A 19,191-nucleotide genomic window follows, 5' to 3' on the forward strand; every position below is an offset into this window, starting at 1 on the left:
AATTTTGTGTTCTTTATTCCTAGTTTTTAGTTAATAAATAGGTTGCTACTCCATAAGCGTGGATGATATGATCCGCTTCAAGCGGTTCTTCTAAGGCATTGATTCGCTGATATTCGTACCCATTAAATAATTTTTTGGGCTCAAGAGGACGTTCTTTGTTCGTTGAATTGACGAAACGGACAACGATTCCCTCAGAGTAATACGCATTATGGAGCGCACTGACTCCCACACCTGGTTCTAAGCTGCAAGACAACAAAGAAAGAGACATGTCGGTCAGAGATAATGGATCAATGCGCTTTTGAATTTTATTGTCTATACGATAAATAAAGTAATTCAAATCTTGCAATTGATAAGAAATCGATGGCTGTTCTTTAACAGTTTTCCAAGTAGCCAACAACTCTTCAGAAATAGCTGTTGATGCGACCCTTAGGGAAAAATCGAAGACCATCTCATAGTTTTCCATTTGAGCAAGAGGTGTTTCCATCATAATATGTCCCTTTTTGGTTGTATCGCCAGAAGCACGACCTGGTCGATACAACAAATCTGGTTTTCCTAGAGAGTCGGTTGTAGCTACTACCGTTACATATAAGGAGTCATCGATATATTCATACTCTTTGCTCTGCTCGCTATAGAAAACGAGGGCGTTCTCTTGATCATAAACAACCACTTGTTTTTCAAATGGTTCAATATTGACAGGTTTTTCTGCATATTTTTCTTGCCAATTTTCCAGTGTTTGATTTCTTTTTTCAAGATAGCCAAATTGAATGGCCGCAACCGCTCTTTCTATCGGCTTGTTTAATCGAGCTTTCACTCGAATCCGATGATTTAAAAGCGTATTTTTAAAACGTAGCTTTGCGTTTACCTCACCATTTTTTGTCAGTTGGAGGGTCAATGTATAATCGAATGTTTTGGTGGCGATTCCTTTCATCCGTTCTTCGATCGTATACGGTAGCTGTAAACTTCCTTCCAAAGCCAATGTTTCTTGCTTCCCATTGCAGCTGGCAAAACGAAGCGTGATCGGTTGATCATTCAAAATAGGCGAATAGTCATACGTATCACCGGCATTACTATCATCGATGATCGACAAGAAATCCACGATCTGTTGTTTTCCATCTGAATAAATCAGGTGGCCGTCTTCAAAGGAAAGCATGTATTTTCCATTTCTAATCCATGTGTTTTGATCTAAAGACGATTCGGGAGTTGTCTCTTGCTCTTCAAATGTAAGGACTTGATAACCAAGGCCTGAAAAGGCACAGGTCACTTGAACGGTTAACAGATAATACCCCTCTTCTTCAATAAAACGGTTGCCAGCCGGAGTTTCTTCCATAATATTTTTCCTGCTTGGGATATACACTGCTTCAAGTACAGATGAATCAGCTCCAATAACCTTGATATTGTTGGTTCTGGATACGATCTTAACGAATTTCTCTCCTTGAAATGGCACTGGTGTTGGATGAAGAATCAGAAATTGGTTGGCTTGTAAAGCGAGTCCTTCACTGATTCTTTTTAAAATCAAATTTTCAATGCTCTCACAAATCTCACTGATTTCTTTTACCCGATGACTGATATCTTGTGCAACACTATCTGATACACAGCCTGCCAAACTATCATGGGCTTGACATTCAAATAACTTTTTCCAAGCTTTCATTAGCAAGCGATTGCTTAATTCGATCCCTAAATCTTTCGCAATAACTAACATTGGTTCAATTTCTAAAACTAATTTGTTTTCTAATCGAAAAATCTCACGTTTCAGATCCATTCGTACAGAACCAATCGTTTTGTGAACCCGTGCAAAAACCGGTGCACGAAACTCTCCTTGATAAACTTCCAGTTCTTTTTGACGGACGATCTCCATAAATGCTGGATAGGTGCTCAATTGATACTTGTATTTTCCAAGCTGATTGATTTTCGTTAGTTTTTCTTCTATGGCAGAAACAATGCCTAACTGATCATTTCCAGTTGGAATCAAAATTTCAGGTTCATTCGCGTAGCTCTTAATAAAATCAACACCTCTATCGAGTCTGCCATCTACATAACTGCTCGTTGGCTCCAATTGCTGCTGTGCACCATATCCTTGAGGAAAATTCACCGCATACAGTGAACCTCGCCCACTTAAACTCGTCCATTTAAAGTAAGGGGATTTGACCTGTTCCCCTAAATCGATGCCTCGCCAAAAGATAATGTTATCAAGTCCAACTTCGTTCAATATGGTTGGCATTTGAGCATTAAAACCAAATGTATCTGGCAAATAACCGATCGGCATATAGCTGCCATATTTTTTGCTATCAAATATACCAATCATGGCATTTCGAATGATGGACTCACCAGAAGCGAAAAAGGCATCTGTTTGGGTGTACCAAGGACCGATGAACAATTGACCATTGGCGATCAACTCTTTGACCTCAGTCAAGCGCTCAGGATAGAGTTCTAAGTAATCATCCAGAATAGACAGTTGTCCATCTAGCACGAAAGAAGCAGTCGGTTGCCTCTTTAGTTCTTTTAGTACATCACTAAATAATTGGTCACTCAAAACGACACAGTCCATCGAAGTAAAATACCATTCACGATCCCAATGGGTGTGGTTTACTATGTGTACATTTGTCATAGCTATGCTTCCCACTGCTCTTCCCAAGCCGCTTCGTCAAACTCTTCCATCGTGGCATCTGTTTCTTTCCCCGCATCTTTTGAACGTAGCAAGCTTGTACAAATCGCAATGAATAATGAGCCAGTAGCAATCGATAAAACATACAGTGGCCATTTTTCTACGGTGAACCAACCATAAAAACCAGAGATTGGCGCTGTATTGACAGCTCCTAGACCTACAGCCATTGCAGAACCAATCGCTGAACCAATCATATTCACTGGGATCACTTTTAGTGGATTTTCCACCGCAAATGGGATCGCTCCTTCTGAAATACCTACTAGTCCCATAATGATCGACGATTTTCCTGCTTCTTTTAGTTCGTTATTGTATTTATTCTTTGCAAAAACAGTCGCTAATCCTAAACCAATTGGCGGAATGATAATCGCCACTTGTGCTGCAGTGTTTGGTGCATAAACGTTACTTGTCAATAAAGCCATCGCGGTTGTCACAGCTGCCTTATTTACTGGCCCTCCAAGATCAAATCCAACCATTGCCCCTACAACTGCCGCCATCACGACCGCATTTCCGCCACTCAATCCGTTCAACCATGACTCTAAGCCCACATTGATAGCTGCAAATGGTGTACCGATCACATAGTTCACAAGTAGGACAGTGACTAAAGTACCTAAAACAGGAACTAAGAACACTGGAACTACCGATGCCATCGATTTTGGCAGTTTGATATGGTTTTTGATCCACAAGCAGATGTACCCAGCGATCAACCCTGAAACAATTGCGCCTAAGAAGCCTGCGTTAATGTCTTTTACTAACATACCTCCAACAAGACCAGGGGCAATCCCTAGCTTATCGGAAATCGAATAAGCAATAAATGCCGATATTACGGGAAACATCAGTCCTAACGCAATGCCACCGAATCCATCTAAACTATGGAGTAATCGGATAATCGTATTCGCACTTTCTCCATGAGAGGCGTCCCAAATATCAACAATCCCAAATATTGATCCACCTACTCGAGAAATCGCCATGATAACTGCTCCGGCAATCACTAGAGGAATCATATAAGATATTCCTGTTAAAACATGATTTTTCATTTCACTTGCCAACTTTTTCATCTGATTTTCCTCCTCTTTATTGATCAATCAGCTTTAATGCATCTTCAATTACTTTTTCTGCGTTTTTTATAGGGGCTGCTACCGGGACTTTGAGAATCATTTTGCCATTGAAACGCTCCTCATTTCTCACTTTCGTATCAACGGCAAAAATCACGACTTCCCCAATTTGACAATCCCGCTCGTTCAATTCATTTTCGATACCTGTTGCTCCTTGTGTCTCAACCTTGATTAAATCGCCACGTTTCGCTGCTGCTTTTTTTAGCGCCTGTGCCGCCATAAAGGTATGAGCAACTCCTGTGGCACACGCCGTTACTGCAATAATTTTTCTCTTCATTCGTCTTTCCCCTTTTCTCCATTTTATTCGCTTAATAATTTCGCGATAATCTCTTTATCTGTTTCGCTTTTCAGCGCTTCTGTGATGTCTTCATCCATCAATTTCATGGCAATTTCTGATAAAATCCGTAAATGGGTGTCTCCTTGATGTTCTTCAGGAATAGCAAGCATAATCACAACCGTTACCGGTTCATCATCTAAAGATTGCCATTCTAATGGTGCCTTTAACCGAGCAAAAACGATTGCGGGTTCAGAAACTGCACGACTTTTTCCATGAGGGATAGCTATATTATTGCCTATTCCTGTGGTCGAGTGATCTTCTCTTTCCATGACTGATTGAACATACTCATTTTCGGATTGAACGATTCCTTCAATTACTAATATTTTTGCTAATTGACGGACCACTTCTTCTTTAGTGGTTGCCTCTAGACCAAGAACAATATGTTCAAAAGGTAGTAGTGTTTCTATATTCATTTTATGTTCCCCCTTGTAAATACTTTTTTAATTCATCTTTCGTCCCTTTAAGGAGGAAGGTTCGTTCATCTGATTCCATCACATTAAGCATCGTGTCATAGATTTCCTCAAGGTCTTGTACAGTTTCATCCTTGATACAGATGAAAAAGACATATTTCACCTTTGTTTCTCCCCAGTGGATCTCATTATTAAGACGTAAAAATACAATCGCTGATTTTTTCACGTATTCTGGCGTCCCATGAGGCGTTGCGAATCGTCCAAAAGAAGTAAAGGAAAGCTGTTCCCTTTTTAGGGAAGAATTAATCATTTCCTCGATCACATACCCACGAGTAACCAACTGCTCTCCAATAAATGTAATCACCTCTTGATAATTTTCAAAATGATGATCTAAAAAAATCAAGTCCTCGTGAATCAGTTTCGAAAACTGACTGAAAGAACCATTTTGCTTTTCTTCGACATTTTTTAAAAAGGTTTCTATTTTTCGCTGCTCATCTTTATTCAGTACAGGTGAAACATTGATTGTTGGAATCGAATCGATTTTTAAATCCACTGTCGATAAAATCAAGTCCTCATAAATATTGGTCTGAATCAACTCTTGAATAGAAAGAATTCTGGAAATATCGATTTGCTCATAATTTCTCCGAATGCGAGCAGCTAATAGTTGTGAAGTGCCTTTACCACTGCTACAAACTAATAAGACACTCACTTTCTGCGGTTGTTTTTCTTCTCGCTGTTCTTTCATCACTTGGATGTGTACGGCCAAAAAAGCAACCTCATCTTCGGGGATCGAAATCGAAAACTGCCAATTTAAGGCATGAGCTAATCGAAGCGCTTCCTCAAAAGACAAAGGGAAATTCTTCTTCACATCATTTAGAAACGGGTTATGAATGACTAATCCTTTTTGAATGCGATAAATAGCTTCTTTGATATGTGATACCAATCCTAACAAAAGACTTTCATTGCGTAGGGAGATCGTCTCATGAATCAATTTTCGTATCGTTTCATCAAGCAAATCATCGGAGTCATTCTTCTTCATCAACGAATCCCCATAGATATGAAGCGAAATATAATGAACTTCCGAAACTGGCAACGACAGAGAAAACGTTTCTTCTATTGATGCGATAAATCGATAAAAAGCTCTATTCTCCATCAAAGGATGGCTTCTTTCTTCGAAAGTCAGATAATTCTTCTCTTTGACCCGATCAATCATGATGATTAGATGAAGCAATAGTGAGTGATAGGCAGCATCATTAAGCGTAATTTGTTCTTTTTTCAAATACTCTTGTAAGAGCGTATCAACTAAAGAAATTTTTGTCAGGTCAATAAAATCATTAACAAACTGAGGAATTCCTTGAATCGAATGCAAATAGCGTTGCTGCTCTTGTGTTATTTTCCAATTTCCACCCCAGAAATAGTAGATCAAATCAAATGCTAAACGACGTTTTTCTTGTTCTGACAAATTCAAAAAGGAACCCTTCCCCGGTAAAACTTCAATCGTAACGTTAAAATGACGAAAGATCTCGCTTACCTGCCCCATGTCATTTTCTAAAGTTGATTTACTGATGTAGAGTGCATCTTGCAGTTGTTGACGCGTAAAATACGTTTTTTGTTTCAGTATTTCAAAGCAAAGAAACTGAATACGATCTTTTTTGCTCGTCGGTAAGTTTGATTCCTCGTGCCCATCAAGATACTTTAGAATTTCAGCTGAATCGCCATCAAGAAATACACCTACTCTAGGTTTGCGAACAAGCCTTATTGCTGTTTCCTGCAAAAATTCATCAATTCTCTTTAGCGATTGCGAAACTGTCTTTTGCGAAAGCGACATATGCAACCCAATTTTAGCAACCGTTGTTGGTCCATTCTCTAAGAGATATCGAATAATTGCTTTTTCCCGTTCACTGATCATGAAACTTTCACCTCGTCTACATTTCTAATGGTAGCTTTTTCTCAAAAAAATGAAAACACTTACTTTTACTGCATTGATTACAGTAAATCATAGGCACTGAAAATATTGCGCCGTTTTTTTATTCATGTGTACCCTTTCGTTTAATCCAGATTATTTACATATCTTTTGGTATTTTCATAGTATAGAGGATATTACTCAGTGGGAACAGAAAAAAAATACCAATGAACAAACGATACGTCTGTTTCATTGGTATTTTTACTATTGATTCTCTAATAAGGAGACGCGCTTGAGAAATTCCTTCATCTATTGCCCCAACACCTCCGCCACCGAATAAACACCAGGGGCAAAGGTCTTGCCTGTTAGCTTCTTCGTCATGGCATTAAAGGTATAGTGCTCTTCTAGGACGACGACTTCATCGTATTGTTTTAATAGCGTGCGAAAATCTGCATCTGATAAGAGGAAATTCTCTCGGCCATCGACATTGGGTGAAAACAAGTAATATTTGCCGACATAGCCAACTAAGTAGCTGTCTACTGCTTCTTTATTGGTACTGACGACCAAGTATTTTTTCTGGTTTAGGTCAAAGCGATCGCCAGTAACGGCTGAAACTTGTGCTGGAATCGAAGCAGCATATTCACGATTGGTATAACGCATGCCATTATTTTCTGAAAGGATCAGCAATGTCGCAAAAAATAACAGAATCAAGGTACTGTATTGATAGATTTTTTTTGTGGTCAAGCTGGCAAAACTACGGTAGTTTCGCCGATCGATCGCTTGTTCATGATACAAATGATCAATGCCCCGGACCATGAAAAAGGTCATCAAACCTAATGCCAAGATCACAATACTCGAAGCATAGCGATCGAACCCTGCCAAAGACAGTGCTTCATCAGTGGGCATCGAGAACAAGAACATGGCGTAAATACCCAAGTAATAGAGACCAATAATACCATCGATCAACAGCAGTTCTTTTAGAAATGGATTGCGTTTTTTTATAATAAATCGGACAAATAGCCAACTGCCCAACAGGATGACCTGGATCAAGAGAATCCCTTGCGTGGAAACCGTCGTAACATCCGTGATCGTTTTGACAAAAACATCCGTAATCTGCTGCAGTATCTGAGAATCCTTTTCACCAAAAATCTGTTTATAAGCGGTCACGCTGACTTCATGCTTCGATTTAGGAAAATTCGCTTTGACATGCAGGTTCCAAAGAATCGCCGGCAGGACAGATAGCCCAATGGCAGCTAATCCTACAATCATCAAGCCTAGCCGTTGCCGCCAACGAATTGATGCCTGCCATAAGCAGACTAGTAAATAGCCACCTAAAATCAGCAGAAAAAAGACGGCACTATTTTTGACCAAATCAAGAGAGGCGCCAATCAAAAGAAAGTAGCTGATTGAAGGCAGCACTTTGCCTTTTAAAGAAAATAACCCGGAGATGCCTGCCAAAGTTAAAACGGGAAGAATGAAGTCTACCAGCAAATTATTCATTCGAATCGCAATATTAAAATAATTGAATACGGCCATGCTGGTGAAGACCAAGACAAAAGCCAGCTTTCTTTTCGGATCACGAATAATCGCAAAAAAACTATACAGACTACAGAAAATCAAAATCAATTGACCAATCAGCAAGACATTCTCATGATAGCCAACGATGATTGCTGTATAAGTAACAAACAGTGAGCTGCCTAAAGGATAGGAAGTAAAACTGATGATGGCATCGGTTGCCGTTGGCAATTGTCCCTGCGTATAAAGGAATTTAACGATCGTCGCCCAATGAGAGAAGTTGTCATAGTGGGTCAAATGACTGTGAAGCAATGTTAAAACGAACAAAGCAAAATAGCCATAAAACCACAGCATGATGGGCTCTTGTAAACCCCAGCGCACCTGATGGCGCTCCTGCCAAAAACGCCAAACGCATAATAGTAAGCCAAGACCAAATAAAAACCAGGCCCCCCAGATCAACCATCCTTTGGGACCATATGCGACAAAGGAAAGAACGAGGATCGGCAAACAGCAGGCAGCGATCCAGCTAATGTATTTGGTAAAATGACAAACTCGTACAAAAAGATAGGCATAGCCAGCTAATGATAAACCAAATAGACTAAATCGCAGCAGGATCTCGATCATCGTCTGCCTCCTTTCTCAGCAAGCTGTCTACCCATTCTTGGAGGGCTACTGTGGAACGCAGCTCTGAAAGATTGCTTACTTGATATATCACTTGATTTTCTTTTGGCTGAAGCGTCGCTTTTTCAGCGTGAAGCACAAGATTACTGATCGGTAAGTTTAGATGGACCGGCATCTCGACCTCCTCTGTTTTTGCCAACGTGAACTGATCAAAACCAAATGTTGTGACCGCATAGGTTCCTTCATCAAAGTGCCATTTTTGATCAATGGTCAGTATGGGCACTCTTTGAGGCGGCAATGGCTTTTGTTTGGCTTGCAGCAGATGCTTACCGAGATTTTCAAAAAGACTGTCAAAGAAGGTCATCCACGGATCCCGCAGAACCGGCAGGCTTTGATTGAAGCCATCATAAATGATCTGCAGATAGGCTAAGTAATCTTTTTCTGTCAACTGGTTTAAAGCAACGCCATAGACCCATCGATCTTTTCCAGAAAAGACGCGGACAATATTTCCAGTCATCTCTGCTTGGTAGCCATTACGGGTGATTTTAAAAGTCAGCGGCGCATCTGGCGGAAAATAAAGAGGAACGTCAGAAACGAAGGACAAGCCATTTTCTGAGATATTTTCTGTCATCAAAGAATAGCTGGCGTCTTGGTCGGAAACTTCAACAGGATAATGGGCTCTGAACCGTTCCGTCGTTCGATAAATCGGGCGACCGAGATAAAATAAGACCGCAAAGGTTAAGTTAAAGAAATGGGTCAGCAGCCAGAAGGTCAACACACTGCCGTAGAAAATCTCTGAGCCGAATTTGCCGTAATTAAACTTCACTAAGCCGATAATCGTCAAAATCAACAGCAACAAATGCGGCACCACAAACAACAAGTCTTTTTTAGACTGAGTTGCTGCTTTATTAGTCACCTTGAAGCGGGTCTCTTTGATGCCAATGGCTTGCAAAAAGACAGGAATCACTAGGTAAGGTGCAAAAATCGTTTCCTGGATCTCGCCCCAACGCTGCGTTCGAATATCACTGCTCAAATCCTGCATCGCCAAATGCAAGAACGTATAGCTTGGCAGCCAAAACAGCAGCAAGACCCAAAAGTTTGTCTCTACGACCCTTACATTAAAGACGGTGTACAAAATCGGCGCGAAAATAAATAGTAGCCGTCGTAGAAACGACCACCAATACAAATAGCTGTTTAAGAAAACCATTTTTTGCGCCAAAGACAACGTCTTATTCTTAAAAAGATGGAGATTGTGGACACTTTGGACCACTCCTCTTCCCCAGCGAATTCGCTGCTTTAAGGCACTTGGGATATCAATTGGAGACAGACCGCTGGCCATTGGCTGCAGTGTTGATAAACTGCGATAACCTTGGCAATTGATCAAGGCGCCTAATTCAAAATCTTCCGTGATCGTGTCCGTCGGAAATCCGCCAGCGGCTTCGATCGCTTCTCGTGCAATCACCGTATTGGAACCTGTATAAATAGCGGTATCATGGGCGTTGTTCAAAACATTGACTTCTCTGGAAAAGAAGTCCTGCTCGTTAGGGATCGCCGCTTCTGAAAAAAGATTGTACTGAAAAAGATCCGCATTGTAAAAACTTTGCGGTGTTTGAACAAAGCCCAACGGTTTGATGGTCTGGTCATTGCGGCGTTCCTGCTGATTTGCCACAAAATATGGCACTGTTTCCAGCAAAAAATCTGAGTAAGGAATCATATCTGCATCAAAGGTCGCCACTAGCGGCGAATTGGTTTTTGATAATGCATGATTGAGATTGCCTGACTTGGCATGCTGATTGCCGATCAATCCGATATAGCCGATGCCAAATTTATCTGCCAGTGCTTTGACCTCTGGACGGTTGGTGTCATCTGACAAATAGATGTGAACTTTTTTGGGATCGGGGTATTTCATATGAACTGCCGCATTGACCGTTTTTAATAAAAGCGGCACTTCTTCATTATGAGTAGCAATCAACACATCGATCGCCGGATAGTCGGCTTCTGGCACGACCGGTTTTTCAAAGGGCTTTGCTTTGTTTTTGTTCCAAATCAACAGCAAGCCCGTAAAGTTCGATACGATCTCACTGCCCCAAAGCAGCAAACCAAACAGCAAGGCAAACCAAGACTCGTGCCATGGCAATGTATACAGCCCCCGCCATGATAAATAGATCAGCGAAAAGACAAACGCCAGAAAGTAAACGACTTTTTTCGCCCAAGGCAAACGTTTTTGTTCCACCTCAATCACTCCTTAAAGATGACATTTTTTTGCACATGGTAACTAAAGAAAAAGAGCAGGCAATCGACGCCTATTTTTAACAACACAGAATCTCCGATCGGTAGGATCAAATAAATCAGGTAGACGAGAAAAGAGGACAGCAAAATCTGTACGATCACCAATAAAAAATACTGCAGCATACTGTTCTTTGTCCGTTGACCAAAAACAAGCTCGCGATTGATGTAGTAATTGACGATCGCCGAAATCAATCGGGCACCCAACGAAGCGATCACGATGGAGGACAGATTGATGACAGACAAGAAATGGATCAATAACGCATAAGCGATCACATCGACAAAAAAGGAGACCACAGATGAAAACAAATACTTCAAAAAGACGCTATAGATAGCGACAGAATCTGCCAAGACCCGAAAATGGGAAGAGGCATTTTCTTCAATATAGATGGTTGCGATCGGTTGTGAAAGAATCGGCCACCCCCGCTTCTGGGCTTCGATTAGCATCCGCGTTTCATATTCAAAACGCTCACCTGAGATCGCCAACAAATCTGTCATGAATTTTCGAGGGAAAACCCTTAAGCCCGTCTGCGAATCCTCAATAGCAAGACCAGTCGCTAAACGCAGGATATTTCGGGTCAAAATGTTGCCGAACTTACTCCGCAAGGGCACTTCTTTGCCAAAGGATCGGGTCCCTAAAATAATGCTGTCCGGATGGGCTTGGGCCTTTGCTAAGCAAGCCATCATATCGGTATACTCATGCTGCCCGTCCGAATCAATGGTCACCATAAATTCAACAGCTGGCTGGTTTGTCAGCACTTCAGTGAGAGCGGTTTTGATGGCTGCGCCTTTTCCCTGATTCTTTGGATGGGTCAAAACCTGACAACCAAACTTCTGTTCCAATGCCGAAAAGACGGACTGATAAGCTGCCCCACTGCCATCATCCACGACCAAAATCGGCAGGTGCTGATTATGCAAACGAATTTTCTCCACCAGAGCCAGCAGTTTGTGGTCAGGTTCTAGCGAAGGAATCATGATTAAACTATTTTCCATATGCGCTCCTCATTTAAGGTAGTATTTTTGAAAACAAAAAAAGAAAAGAAGCCACCCCCATCAGTAAAGACAGAGTTGGTCGCGACCGCTGCGTTTGGCTCGATACAATGCTTGATCCGCACGTTCTTGCGTTTGTTGTAGCAACTCACCCCTTTGCCGTTGTGCGATCCCAATCGACAACGTGATGCTGACCGAATCACCGGCATCCAAGATGATTTCTTGGTAACGGATGCGCTTTTGAATTTTTTCAAGGAGATAAGCAGCAGCCTGTGCGTCTCCTTGGATCAAGATCGCAAACTCTTCCCCACCGATGCGATAGACCGGATTGCTCGCCGTACAGTAGGTCGAAAAAATACGAGCGATTTCTTGCAAAATCACATCCCCGGCACGGTGTCCGTAACGGTCATTGTAATTTTTGAAATGATCGATATCGATCAAAGCGATCGATAAGTCCACCTCGGTCGTATCTAGGCGTTGGCGGTCATCTTGAAATTTACGAAAGTTGTTCAACTGCGTAAGATCATCGATTTTGACCAATGCCAAAATGCGCTGCATATCATTGACTATCGAATAAAGGAAAAACGCCAACGTATAGGCGAGAATGCCATAAACTATATAAATTAGGGTCGTTTTTTGAATATCACCCGTCAAATAAAAACCAAAAAGAAAGGAGATAGCGATCAAGTAGGTTATTGATAGGAACAACTCTTGTTTGTCAGTAAATCGCCGTTTGGCCCAGGCATGCAGAAATGTCAGTGTCACCATCAAAAAAAACGTAAGATATAAGTTCAGCCAAGAAGATTTTGATACTTCAAACAAGAAACGCCCTAACGCTAGATTGACCATCGTCGGTACGGTCACCTTCCACCCCAGATATTTCATGGAAAAAGCGTAAAGCAAGAAGCGCAGGTCAAATCGCGTTTCGTATACGACATAAGAGAAATTCATCATCAGCATCCCCACCACGGTTTCACAAGCAATCGCCGCTGCGATCTGTTTCGCTTTGAACGTCCCTTGGCCAACGAATCCGTCACTGATTTTGAATAACAAATAAATATTGATGATAATTGCGCCTAAATTTGCGAGTGTATTGACAACCAGCGTATTTGCCATTTCCTGTGCTTCCTTTCTAAAAAAAAGAACCCTTACTTGCTGATTCGACGGGACAATTCCAGAAACATTTCATTGGAAAAGCGGACAAAGCATCAAGTAAGAATCACTATTAATTATTGACAGTTTTTATCACTCTTGATTTAGAATAATTTACCAGAAATTATACATAGTTTCAATCTTTTTGTTGATATGCGAAGATTCTCAAGATAAATAAAATAATCAAAATGTATATTTTGTAAATAAATAACATTATTTCTTTATTATTACTAACAATTTGTGCATAAAGATTTAATTCTTTGTGAATTTGTGCAAATCATTTTTTCATTATTTTTTTACGTCTCAGGTAAGGTGCACACCCGGTTTCGACCACTTTGTTTTGCGAGATAGAGTGCTTGATCGGCTCTTTCGACGGCTGCCAAGATATCCCCATGACAAACGGTGCTCGCTTCAACGCCGCAAGACAAAGACATCGTCCCTTTTTCAAAATTAGCGACAGGAAACATACTACTAGAAATGGTTTGACACAGTGTCGTCATCGCAGCTACGGTCTGTTCTTTGACATCCCCTTCGATCACGACACAGAACTCTTCGCCGCCATAACGATAAAAGGAAAAGGTCTCGGCAAAATGCGCCTCTAAAAAAGTGGCCGTCCGTGAGGCGAAAGTTCTCAATAGCTCATTTCCGGCGATATGACCATAACGGTCGTTGACCTTTTTGAAGTGATCGAGATCGATCATGGCGATCGTCACAGTCTTTTTCTGTGAAACGGCTTGAAGCAGATCGTGGTTATAGGTCCCATAGTTGAAGCAGCCGGTCAACGCATCGATCTTACTATTCGCTAACTCTGCCAGTACTTGGTATTCTTGCCCCTCAATCAATCGATGCAACCACATAAAACTTCCTAGCAGCACGAAAGAACCAACAAATACTGCCAACATCGCTTCCCAGTCATAGGTCGTCGTATGATGGACTAGCATCGAAAAACGCGGTGAGAGCAGGCAGGTCAAAAAATACATCATATAAAATTGCTGTTGCGGACGCAGCGACTTGATTTTTGATAAGAGAAAATCAAGGACAAAGACACCGACACCTAATAGCGGTAAATAAAAGGCTTTGCCAATGTCAGAAAAACCGACAAACAGTAAATAGAAAACGACCATACACGGCGTTATCAAAATCAAGATCTTGCCACGATCACCATAGAAAAAATGACTCGCAATAAAAGCAGTTGTGTATTGATAACAGATAAACCCAACTGAATTCATTGAGAAAGAAAGAATAAAATACAAATGCGTAAACGTCAGAATACCAATAATAAAATACTTAAATGGACGAGAAACCGATATTTTTTGCACACTTCGTACAAAAACATCTGCGGTCACCAGTAAACTGGCAATCATCAGCGGCAAACCAAACGCCAAAAGCACGCCTCGTTCTAACATTCCATCACAATCGCTCTCCTTTAGACCATAAATATCCTTGTTGCAAATGCACCCCCATCTCAAGCAACTGGACCATTTTTTCGCGGTTCTCGATCCCTTCAACGATCAGCTCAAGCTGATATTTTTGGGCAACCTTCAACCAACAAGCCAAAAAGCTGAAGCCAATCTCCTCATCAAGCTGAATAAACGGTAACAACGAAAATTTCAAACAATCAACGCTGGCAAGATTGGCAAAGACCAACGAGAGGGTATTTTGTCCGCAACCGATATCATCGACCGCGATCACATAACCATAAGCTTTAATTTTTGCAATGGCTACAGACAAATCAAATGACTCTTGCTGTATGCGTACGGGGTGTTCCGTCAATTCAATCTGCAACTGCGCCTTATAAACAGCCATCGTTTCAAAAAAGGACCACGTAGACTGCCACAGCAGCTGTTGTGGATGTATATTGACACTAAAGCGGGTTTCCGGCTTTTTTTTGCATAGACGCCGCAATTCCTTGGCATACCATCTCATCAATTGCTGATTGCCACTTTCAGTTTGAATCATTGTGCTGAATTCTTGCTGTGGAAATCGGTTGTTCTTCTCGCTACGTAGCAAGACTTCATAGCCATTCACCTCTTGCTGACTTAGCGATTTTACCTGCATGATTGGTTGACACAACAGATAAAGGCGGTCTGTGTTCTCCCAAGTCGTTTCATTTCCCATCTTCGTTAAGCCCCCATCTAGTAAAGTTATCACTTCCGAAAATCGGCAATATTCCTGTCATCGCTCGTTTCTCATGCTATAAAATGGTTCTCTCAAAGGAACTGATTTGCCTAAGTATACCAAACAGAACCAAAAATGCCCAAATATTTTAAATTCTCTGAAAGAAATTTCTGTGAAAGAATCGACTGTGATTTTCCGTTCCACTCCATGCCTGTTTCATAGAAATGCCCCAAAGCAACCATTGCTTTTTTCAATTTCGTAGAAACTAGCTTGTTGAAAGTGGCTTCTTCCATATCAGTCTCCTGTTTCTTTAAGTACTTATAAAAAACACGATTCTTTTTAAATAACAAAAAAACAGCAAGAGTGCTTGCTGTTTTTTTCTACGTATCTCTTTGACTGGGGTAGCTGGATTCGAACCAACGCATGACGGAGTCAAAGTCCGTTGCCTTACCGCTTGGCTATACCCCAATAATGGTGGAGGAGAGTGGATTCGAACCACTGAACCCTAAGGAACGGATTTACAGTCCGTCGCGTTTAGCCACTTCGCTACTCCTCCAAAAGGTTTTTCTCAAACCTGACAATAGTTATAATACCGAAAAAGATAACAAATTGCAAGAGCAAAAAGTAAATTTTTCTAGAAATTATTCATGTAAATTCCATTGACGAATAATCATCTCGATGGCAGCTTCTAAGCTTCTGCTCGAACCTAGATCTTCATCCCCTAAAAAGCTTTGAAATTCTTTTGGTCCAGTTGTTAAAATCTCACCAATGCGTTTTTTTCCGATGAATAATTCATTGACGGTATAGTCTTTGCCATGAATGGCTTTTGTTGTTTCTTCAATACGTACTTCGATATCTTTATTTTTCTTAGACATGGTTGCACCTCTTTCTTTACAGCACCTTCCTATTTTAACAGAAAAGCAACAAAAGAAAAAGAAAATCTCTTCTGGAAATAAAAAAAGTAGCCAATCTTTACGATCAGCTACTTTTTCTTAGATCACTTCTGGTTCGTCAAGACAGCACTCGTCACGGTATAGCCTGCATCGCTTAAAATTTTCTCGATTGCTGCGACTTGCCGTGATTCTACTTGGATCTCAACAACTGTTTTTAGTGCCATCCGATTTACCACAATCGTCAAAATACTCATCTGATGATCCGCAAGGAGTTTCGTCACGTCTGCTAAAACACCCACATGGTCATCCGTGATCTCAATGGACACTCGTGTTCCACCATCGTGGTACCCAGTGATTTTCAAAAAGGCATCGAAAATATCATTGTTGGTAATGATTCCCACTAAGGCATCATCATCCATGACTGGTAAAACCCCAACGTTTTCACTTCGCATCACCGAAATCGCATCCTCTAATAAAGCTTCCGGTTCAATCGTGGTCACTTTTTTCAACATGATATCAGCGACCGTCGTTTTATTTAAGAGATAGTTCATTTCATAAACGCTTAAGCTGGTCGCTTTTGAGGGAGTTGCTTCAGCGATCGTTCCTTCTGTGATCAACCCTACTAATTTGCCATCATCAACGACAGGTAGACGATGGATATCGTGCTGCTTCATCACATCTATTGCATCAAAGATCGGTGTTTGTGAATCGACGGTGATGACCGTCTTCGTCATAAAATCACTTACGCTCATTGTTTAACCTCCTAGATACGCTTTTCTAACTTCATCGCTTGCTAGTAATTCTTCTCCGGTACCTTCTAAAACGATTTTCCCGGTTTCTAATACATAGCCGCGATCGGCAATCGATAAAGCCATTTTCGCATTTTGTTCGATCAGCAGCACAGTCGTTCCTTGCTGCTTGATTTCTTGAATGATGGAAAAAATTTCTTTGATAAAAATTGGCGCCAAGCCCATCGATGGCTCATCCAGCAAAAGCAAGCGCGGTTTTGACATCAATGCCCGCCCCATTGCCAACATCTGCTGCTCACCGCCAGATAATGTCGACGCATCTTGCGAGAGGCGTTCTTTCAATACAGGAAACTTGCGATAAACTTGTTCATAGTCTTCTTTGACACCACTGTCTTTACGCAAGAAGGCGCCCATCTCTAAGTTTTCTTGAACCGTCAAACCGGAAAAGACGTGCCGCCCTTCTGGCACCTGCGACAAGCCGTTTGCGACGATTTTTTGCGGTGCTTCTTTCTCAATTTGCTTTCCTTCAAAAGTGACGGAGCCTTTTGAAGGACGGATCAATCCAGAAATCGTCCGTAAAATCGTGGTTTTTCCGGCACCATTGGCACCAATCAGCGAAACGATCTCTCCTTGATTGACGTGGAAGGAAACATCATGAACTGCTTGGATCATGCCGTAGTGAACACTTAAATTTTGAATTTCCAGCATCAGATTTCCCCTCCTAGATAGGCTTCGATTACCCGTGGATTGTTTTTGATCTCTTCTGGTTCACCGTGGGCGATGACTTGCCCGTATTCCAGTACATAGATCCGTTCGCACACTTCCATGACCAAACTCATATCATGCTCGATCAAGAGGATCGTCAATTGAAAATCTTTTTGGATCTTATAGATCAGCTTTGTCAGTTCTGTTGTTTCCTGAGGATTCATCCCCGCTGCCGGCTCGTCAAGAAACAAAATTTTTGGCTCTGTAGCCAATGCGCGTACGATCTCTAAACGGCGTTGCTCGCCATAAGGCAAATTTTTCGCTAACGTTTGGCTTTTGCCATCCATATCAAAGATCCGTAACAGCTCTAAGGCTTTTTTCTTCATGGATTCTTCGTTTTTGTAATACTTTGGCAAACGCAAGATGCTCGTCAGTAGTCCTTCTTTATGCTTACTGTTCATAGCGATCAAGACGTTATCCATTACGGTCAAGTTTTTAAACAAGCGAATATTTTGGAAGGTTCTTGAAAGGCCTAAATCCGCGATTTTATAAGGCTTCACGCCATTTAAACGTTTTGGCTTACCTTGGGTCTCAAAAAGCACTTCGCCTTCACTAGGCTCATAAACACCTGTCAGGAGGTTAAAGAGCGTTGTCTTGCCGGCACCGTTTGGTCCAATCAACCCGACCAGCTCATTGGTATCTAGATGGAGGTCTACATGAGAAACAGCAGCTAAACCACCGAAGTTTTTCGTTAAGCTTTTAACTTCTAATAGAGGCATCGTTGTCATCCCCCTTTTTTCTAAATTTGTCCAACAGTCCTTTTACGGAGAATTCCCAGGTCCCTAAAAGTCCGCTTGGTTTAAAGATCATGATGATGATCAAAGCCAATGCATAAATGATCATGCGCAAATCAGAGAAGCCTTGCAAGTACATGTTTAAGATTCCTAGCACTACTGCCGAAACAACCGCTCCTGTGGTACTCCCAAGCCCTCCAAAAACGACGATGATCAACACATCGATCGATTTCATAAAACCGTAATCTCGTGGGAAAACCGACTGCTGATAGCTGGCATAAAGGGTACCAGCAATGCTTGCCATCACTGCCCCCATCACAAACGCAATTACCTTGTATTTCGTTGTGTTGACCCCCATCGATTCTGCAGCGATCTCATCTTCCCGAATCGCTAAAGTCGCTCTGCCTGGTCCGCTATGGATAAAGTTTGAAACGACAAGAATCGATAGAACGGCAAAGAGAAAGACGATCTGCCAATTACTGAATTGGGGCAATCCGAAAATTCCAGCAGGACCATTGGTCAAGCCTCGTAGGTTCACCAACAAGATCCGAATGATCTCTGCCACACCTAGGGTAGCGATCGCTAGATAGTCGCCTTTTAAACGGAGGGTCGGAATCCCAACCACTAATGCGACTGCACCTGAAACCAGCATCCCCACCAGTAAACCAGTTAAAAAGCCGCCAAAGGTTGGATTGCTTGCCGACAGGATCGCGCCAGCATAAGCACCGATTGCCATAAACCCAGCATGTCCTAAGGAGAATTGCCCTGAAAAGCCGATGATTAGATTCAAACTGACTGCCAAGATGATATTGATTCCGATATTGACGATGATCGCATCAGAGAACAAATTAATCATTCCGCCATTGTAGGCTGCAAATAATCCAAAATAAAGAATAGCTGCCAGAGCGAGCCAGATTAAGTTGTAACGTAAATTCTTTTTCATT

The 19,191-nt window shown here is 41.6% G+C and carries 17 protein-coding genes and 2 tRNA genes; all 19 read right to left on the minus strand.

Annotated elements, in window-relative coordinates:
* Positions 1 to 19: 19 nt before the first annotated feature.
* A complete protein-coding gene (locus A5877_RS04455; RefSeq protein ID WP_086316457.1) occupies positions 20 to 2,605 on the minus strand; it encodes a glycoside hydrolase family 38 C-terminal domain-containing protein in 2,586 nt (861 codons plus the stop codon).
* A gap of 2 nt (positions 2,606 to 2,607) precedes the next feature.
* Positions 2,608 to 3,744, minus strand: coding sequence for a PTS fructose transporter subunit IIC (locus A5877_RS04460; RefSeq protein ID WP_086316458.1), 1,137 nt, complete (start codon positions 3,742 to 3,744; stop codon positions 2,608 to 2,610).
* Positions 3,734 to 4,051, minus strand: a complete 318-nt coding sequence (locus A5877_RS04465; RefSeq protein ID WP_005234408.1) for a PTS fructose transporter subunit IIB — start codon at positions 4,049 to 4,051, stop codon at positions 3,734 to 3,736. Before A5877_RS04465 ends, A5877_RS04460 begins: the two co-directional genes overlap by 11 nt.
* A gap of 23 nt (positions 4,052 to 4,074) precedes the next feature.
* Positions 4,075 to 4,524: a PTS sugar transporter subunit IIA gene (locus A5877_RS04470; protein ID WP_005234407.1), complete on the minus strand. Its 450-nt coding sequence runs from the start codon at positions 4,522 to 4,524 to the stop codon at positions 4,075 to 4,077.
* 1 nt (position 4,525) lies between these two features.
* The gene (locus A5877_RS04475) at positions 4,526 to 6,430 is read right to left on the minus strand and encodes a BglG family transcription antiterminator (protein ID WP_086316459.1); all 1,905 of its coding nucleotides are present in this window, start codon (positions 6,428 to 6,430) and stop codon (positions 4,526 to 4,528) included.
* 303 nt (positions 6,431 to 6,733) lie between these two features.
* Positions 6,734 to 8,563 carry a lantibiotic ABC transporter permease gene (locus A5877_RS04480; protein WP_086316460.1) on the minus strand — a complete coding sequence of 610 codons (1,830 nt, stop codon included), beginning with the start codon at positions 8,561 to 8,563 and terminating at the stop codon, positions 6,734 to 6,736.
* A complete protein-coding gene (locus tag A5877_RS04485) occupies positions 8,538 to 10,802 on the minus strand; it encodes a glycosyltransferase (protein ID WP_086297732.1) in 2,265 nt (754 codons plus the stop codon). Before A5877_RS04485 ends, A5877_RS04480 begins: the two co-directional genes overlap by 26 nt.
* Positions 10,799 to 11,839 (minus strand): bifunctional glycosyltransferase family 2/GtrA family protein, encoded by a 1,041-nt coding sequence (locus A5877_RS04490; RefSeq protein ID WP_008380912.1) that lies wholly within the window; start codon positions 11,837 to 11,839, stop codon positions 10,799 to 10,801. Before A5877_RS04490 ends, A5877_RS04485 begins: the two co-directional genes overlap by 4 nt.
* A 60-nt stretch (positions 11,840 to 11,899) precedes the next feature.
* A complete protein-coding gene (locus A5877_RS04495) occupies positions 11,900 to 12,952 on the minus strand; it encodes a GGDEF domain-containing protein (protein WP_005234402.1) in 1,053 nt (350 codons plus the stop codon).
* 332 nt (positions 12,953 to 13,284) lie between these two features.
* A complete protein-coding gene (locus A5877_RS04500; RefSeq protein ID WP_086297741.1) occupies positions 13,285 to 14,394 on the minus strand; it encodes a GGDEF domain-containing protein in 1,110 nt (369 codons plus the stop codon).
* 4 nt (positions 14,395 to 14,398) lie between these two features.
* Entirely contained in the window at positions 14,399 to 15,106 is a 708-nt protein-coding gene (locus A5877_RS04505; RefSeq protein WP_005234399.1) for an EAL domain-containing protein, read from the minus strand.
* A gap of 110 nt (positions 15,107 to 15,216) precedes the next feature.
* A complete protein-coding gene (locus A5877_RS04510; RefSeq protein WP_086297747.1) occupies positions 15,217 to 15,399 on the minus strand; it encodes a hypothetical protein in 183 nt (60 codons plus the stop codon).
* A gap of 103 nt (positions 15,400 to 15,502) precedes the next feature.
* Positions 15,503 to 15,574, minus strand: a tRNA-Gln gene (locus tag A5877_RS04515).
* Between the two features lie 4 nt (positions 15,575 to 15,578).
* Positions 15,579 to 15,662, minus strand: a tRNA-Tyr gene (locus tag A5877_RS04520).
* A gap of 85 nt (positions 15,663 to 15,747) precedes the next feature.
* On the minus strand, positions 15,748 to 15,981 hold the full coding sequence (locus tag A5877_RS04525; RefSeq protein WP_005228752.1) for a DUF2969 domain-containing protein: 234 nt from the start codon (positions 15,979 to 15,981) through the stop codon (positions 15,748 to 15,750).
* 122 nt (positions 15,982 to 16,103) lie between these two features.
* A complete protein-coding gene (locus tag A5877_RS04530) occupies positions 16,104 to 16,751 on the minus strand; it encodes a CBS and ACT domain-containing protein (protein WP_005234394.1) in 648 nt (215 codons plus the stop codon).
* 3 nt (positions 16,752 to 16,754) lie between these two features.
* Positions 16,755 to 17,456 (minus strand): ABC transporter ATP-binding protein, encoded by a 702-nt coding sequence (locus tag A5877_RS04535; RefSeq protein WP_005234392.1) that lies wholly within the window; start codon positions 17,454 to 17,456, stop codon positions 16,755 to 16,757.
* The gene (locus A5877_RS04540; RefSeq protein ID WP_008380898.1) at positions 17,456 to 18,232 is read right to left on the minus strand and encodes an ABC transporter ATP-binding protein; all 777 of its coding nucleotides are present in this window, start codon (positions 18,230 to 18,232) and stop codon (positions 17,456 to 17,458) included. The genes A5877_RS04535 and A5877_RS04540 overlap by 1 nt, the downstream gene beginning before the upstream one ends.
* Positions 18,213 to 19,190, minus strand: a complete 978-nt coding sequence (locus A5877_RS04545; protein ID WP_005228744.1) for a branched-chain amino acid ABC transporter permease — start codon at positions 19,188 to 19,190, stop codon at positions 18,213 to 18,215. Before A5877_RS04545 ends, A5877_RS04540 begins: the two co-directional genes overlap by 20 nt.
* Position 19,191: the final 1 nt, after the last annotated feature.

It is taken from the genome of Enterococcus sp. 3C7_DIV0644 (assembly GCF_002141235.1).
Taxonomy (GTDB): Bacteria; Bacillota; Bacilli; order Lactobacillales; family Enterococcaceae; genus Enterococcus_D; species Enterococcus_D entomosocium.

Coding starts and splice junctions, on each gene's coding strand:
- A5877_RS04540 (WP_008380898.1), bottom strand. CDS start 18,232: ATGCCTCTATTAGAAGTTAAAAGCTTAACGAAAAACTTCGGTGGTTTA.
- A5877_RS04510 (WP_086297747.1), bottom strand. CDS start 15,399: ATGGAAGAAGCCACTTTCAACAAGCTAGTTTCTACGAAATTGAAAAAA.
- A5877_RS04470 (WP_005234407.1), bottom strand. CDS start 4,524: ATGAATATAGAAACACTACTACCTTTTGAACATATTGTTCTTGGTCTA.
- A5877_RS04465 (WP_005234408.1), bottom strand. CDS start 4,051: ATGAAGAGAAAAATTATTGCAGTAACGGCGTGTGCCACAGGAGTTGCT.
- A5877_RS04500 (WP_086297741.1), bottom strand. CDS start 14,394: ATGTTAGAACGAGGCGTGCTTTTGGCGTTTGGTTTGCCGCTGATGATT.
- A5877_RS04530 (WP_005234394.1), bottom strand. CDS start 16,751: ATGAGCGTAAGTGATTTTATGACGAAGACGGTCATCACCGTCGATTCA.
- A5877_RS04495 (WP_005234402.1), bottom strand. CDS start 12,952: ATGGCAAATACGCTGGTTGTCAATACACTCGCAAATTTAGGCGCAATT.
- A5877_RS04535 (WP_005234392.1), bottom strand. CDS start 17,456: ATGCTGGAAATTCAAAATTTAAGTGTTCACTACGGCATGATCCAAGCA.
- A5877_RS04480 (WP_086316460.1), bottom strand. CDS start 8,563: ATGATCGAGATCCTGCTGCGATTTAGTCTATTTGGTTTATCATTAGCT.
- A5877_RS04505 (WP_005234399.1), bottom strand. CDS start 15,106: ATGGGAAATGAAACGACTTGGGAGAACACAGACCGCCTTTATCTGTTG.
- A5877_RS04455 (WP_086316457.1), bottom strand. CDS start 2,605: ATGACAAATGTACACATAGTAAACCACACCCATTGGGATCGTGAATGG.
- A5877_RS04525 (WP_005228752.1), bottom strand. CDS start 15,981: ATGTCTAAGAAAAATAAAGATATCGAAGTACGTATTGAAGAAACAACA.
- A5877_RS04490 (WP_008380912.1), bottom strand. CDS start 11,839: ATGGAAAATAGTTTAATCATGATTCCTTCGCTAGAACCTGACCACAAA.
- A5877_RS04475 (WP_086316459.1), bottom strand. CDS start 6,430: ATGATCAGTGAACGGGAAAAAGCAATTATTCGATATCTCTTAGAGAAT.
- A5877_RS04545 (WP_005228744.1), bottom strand. CDS start 19,190: ATGAAAAAGAATTTACGTTACAACTTAATCTGGCTCGCTCTGGCAGCT.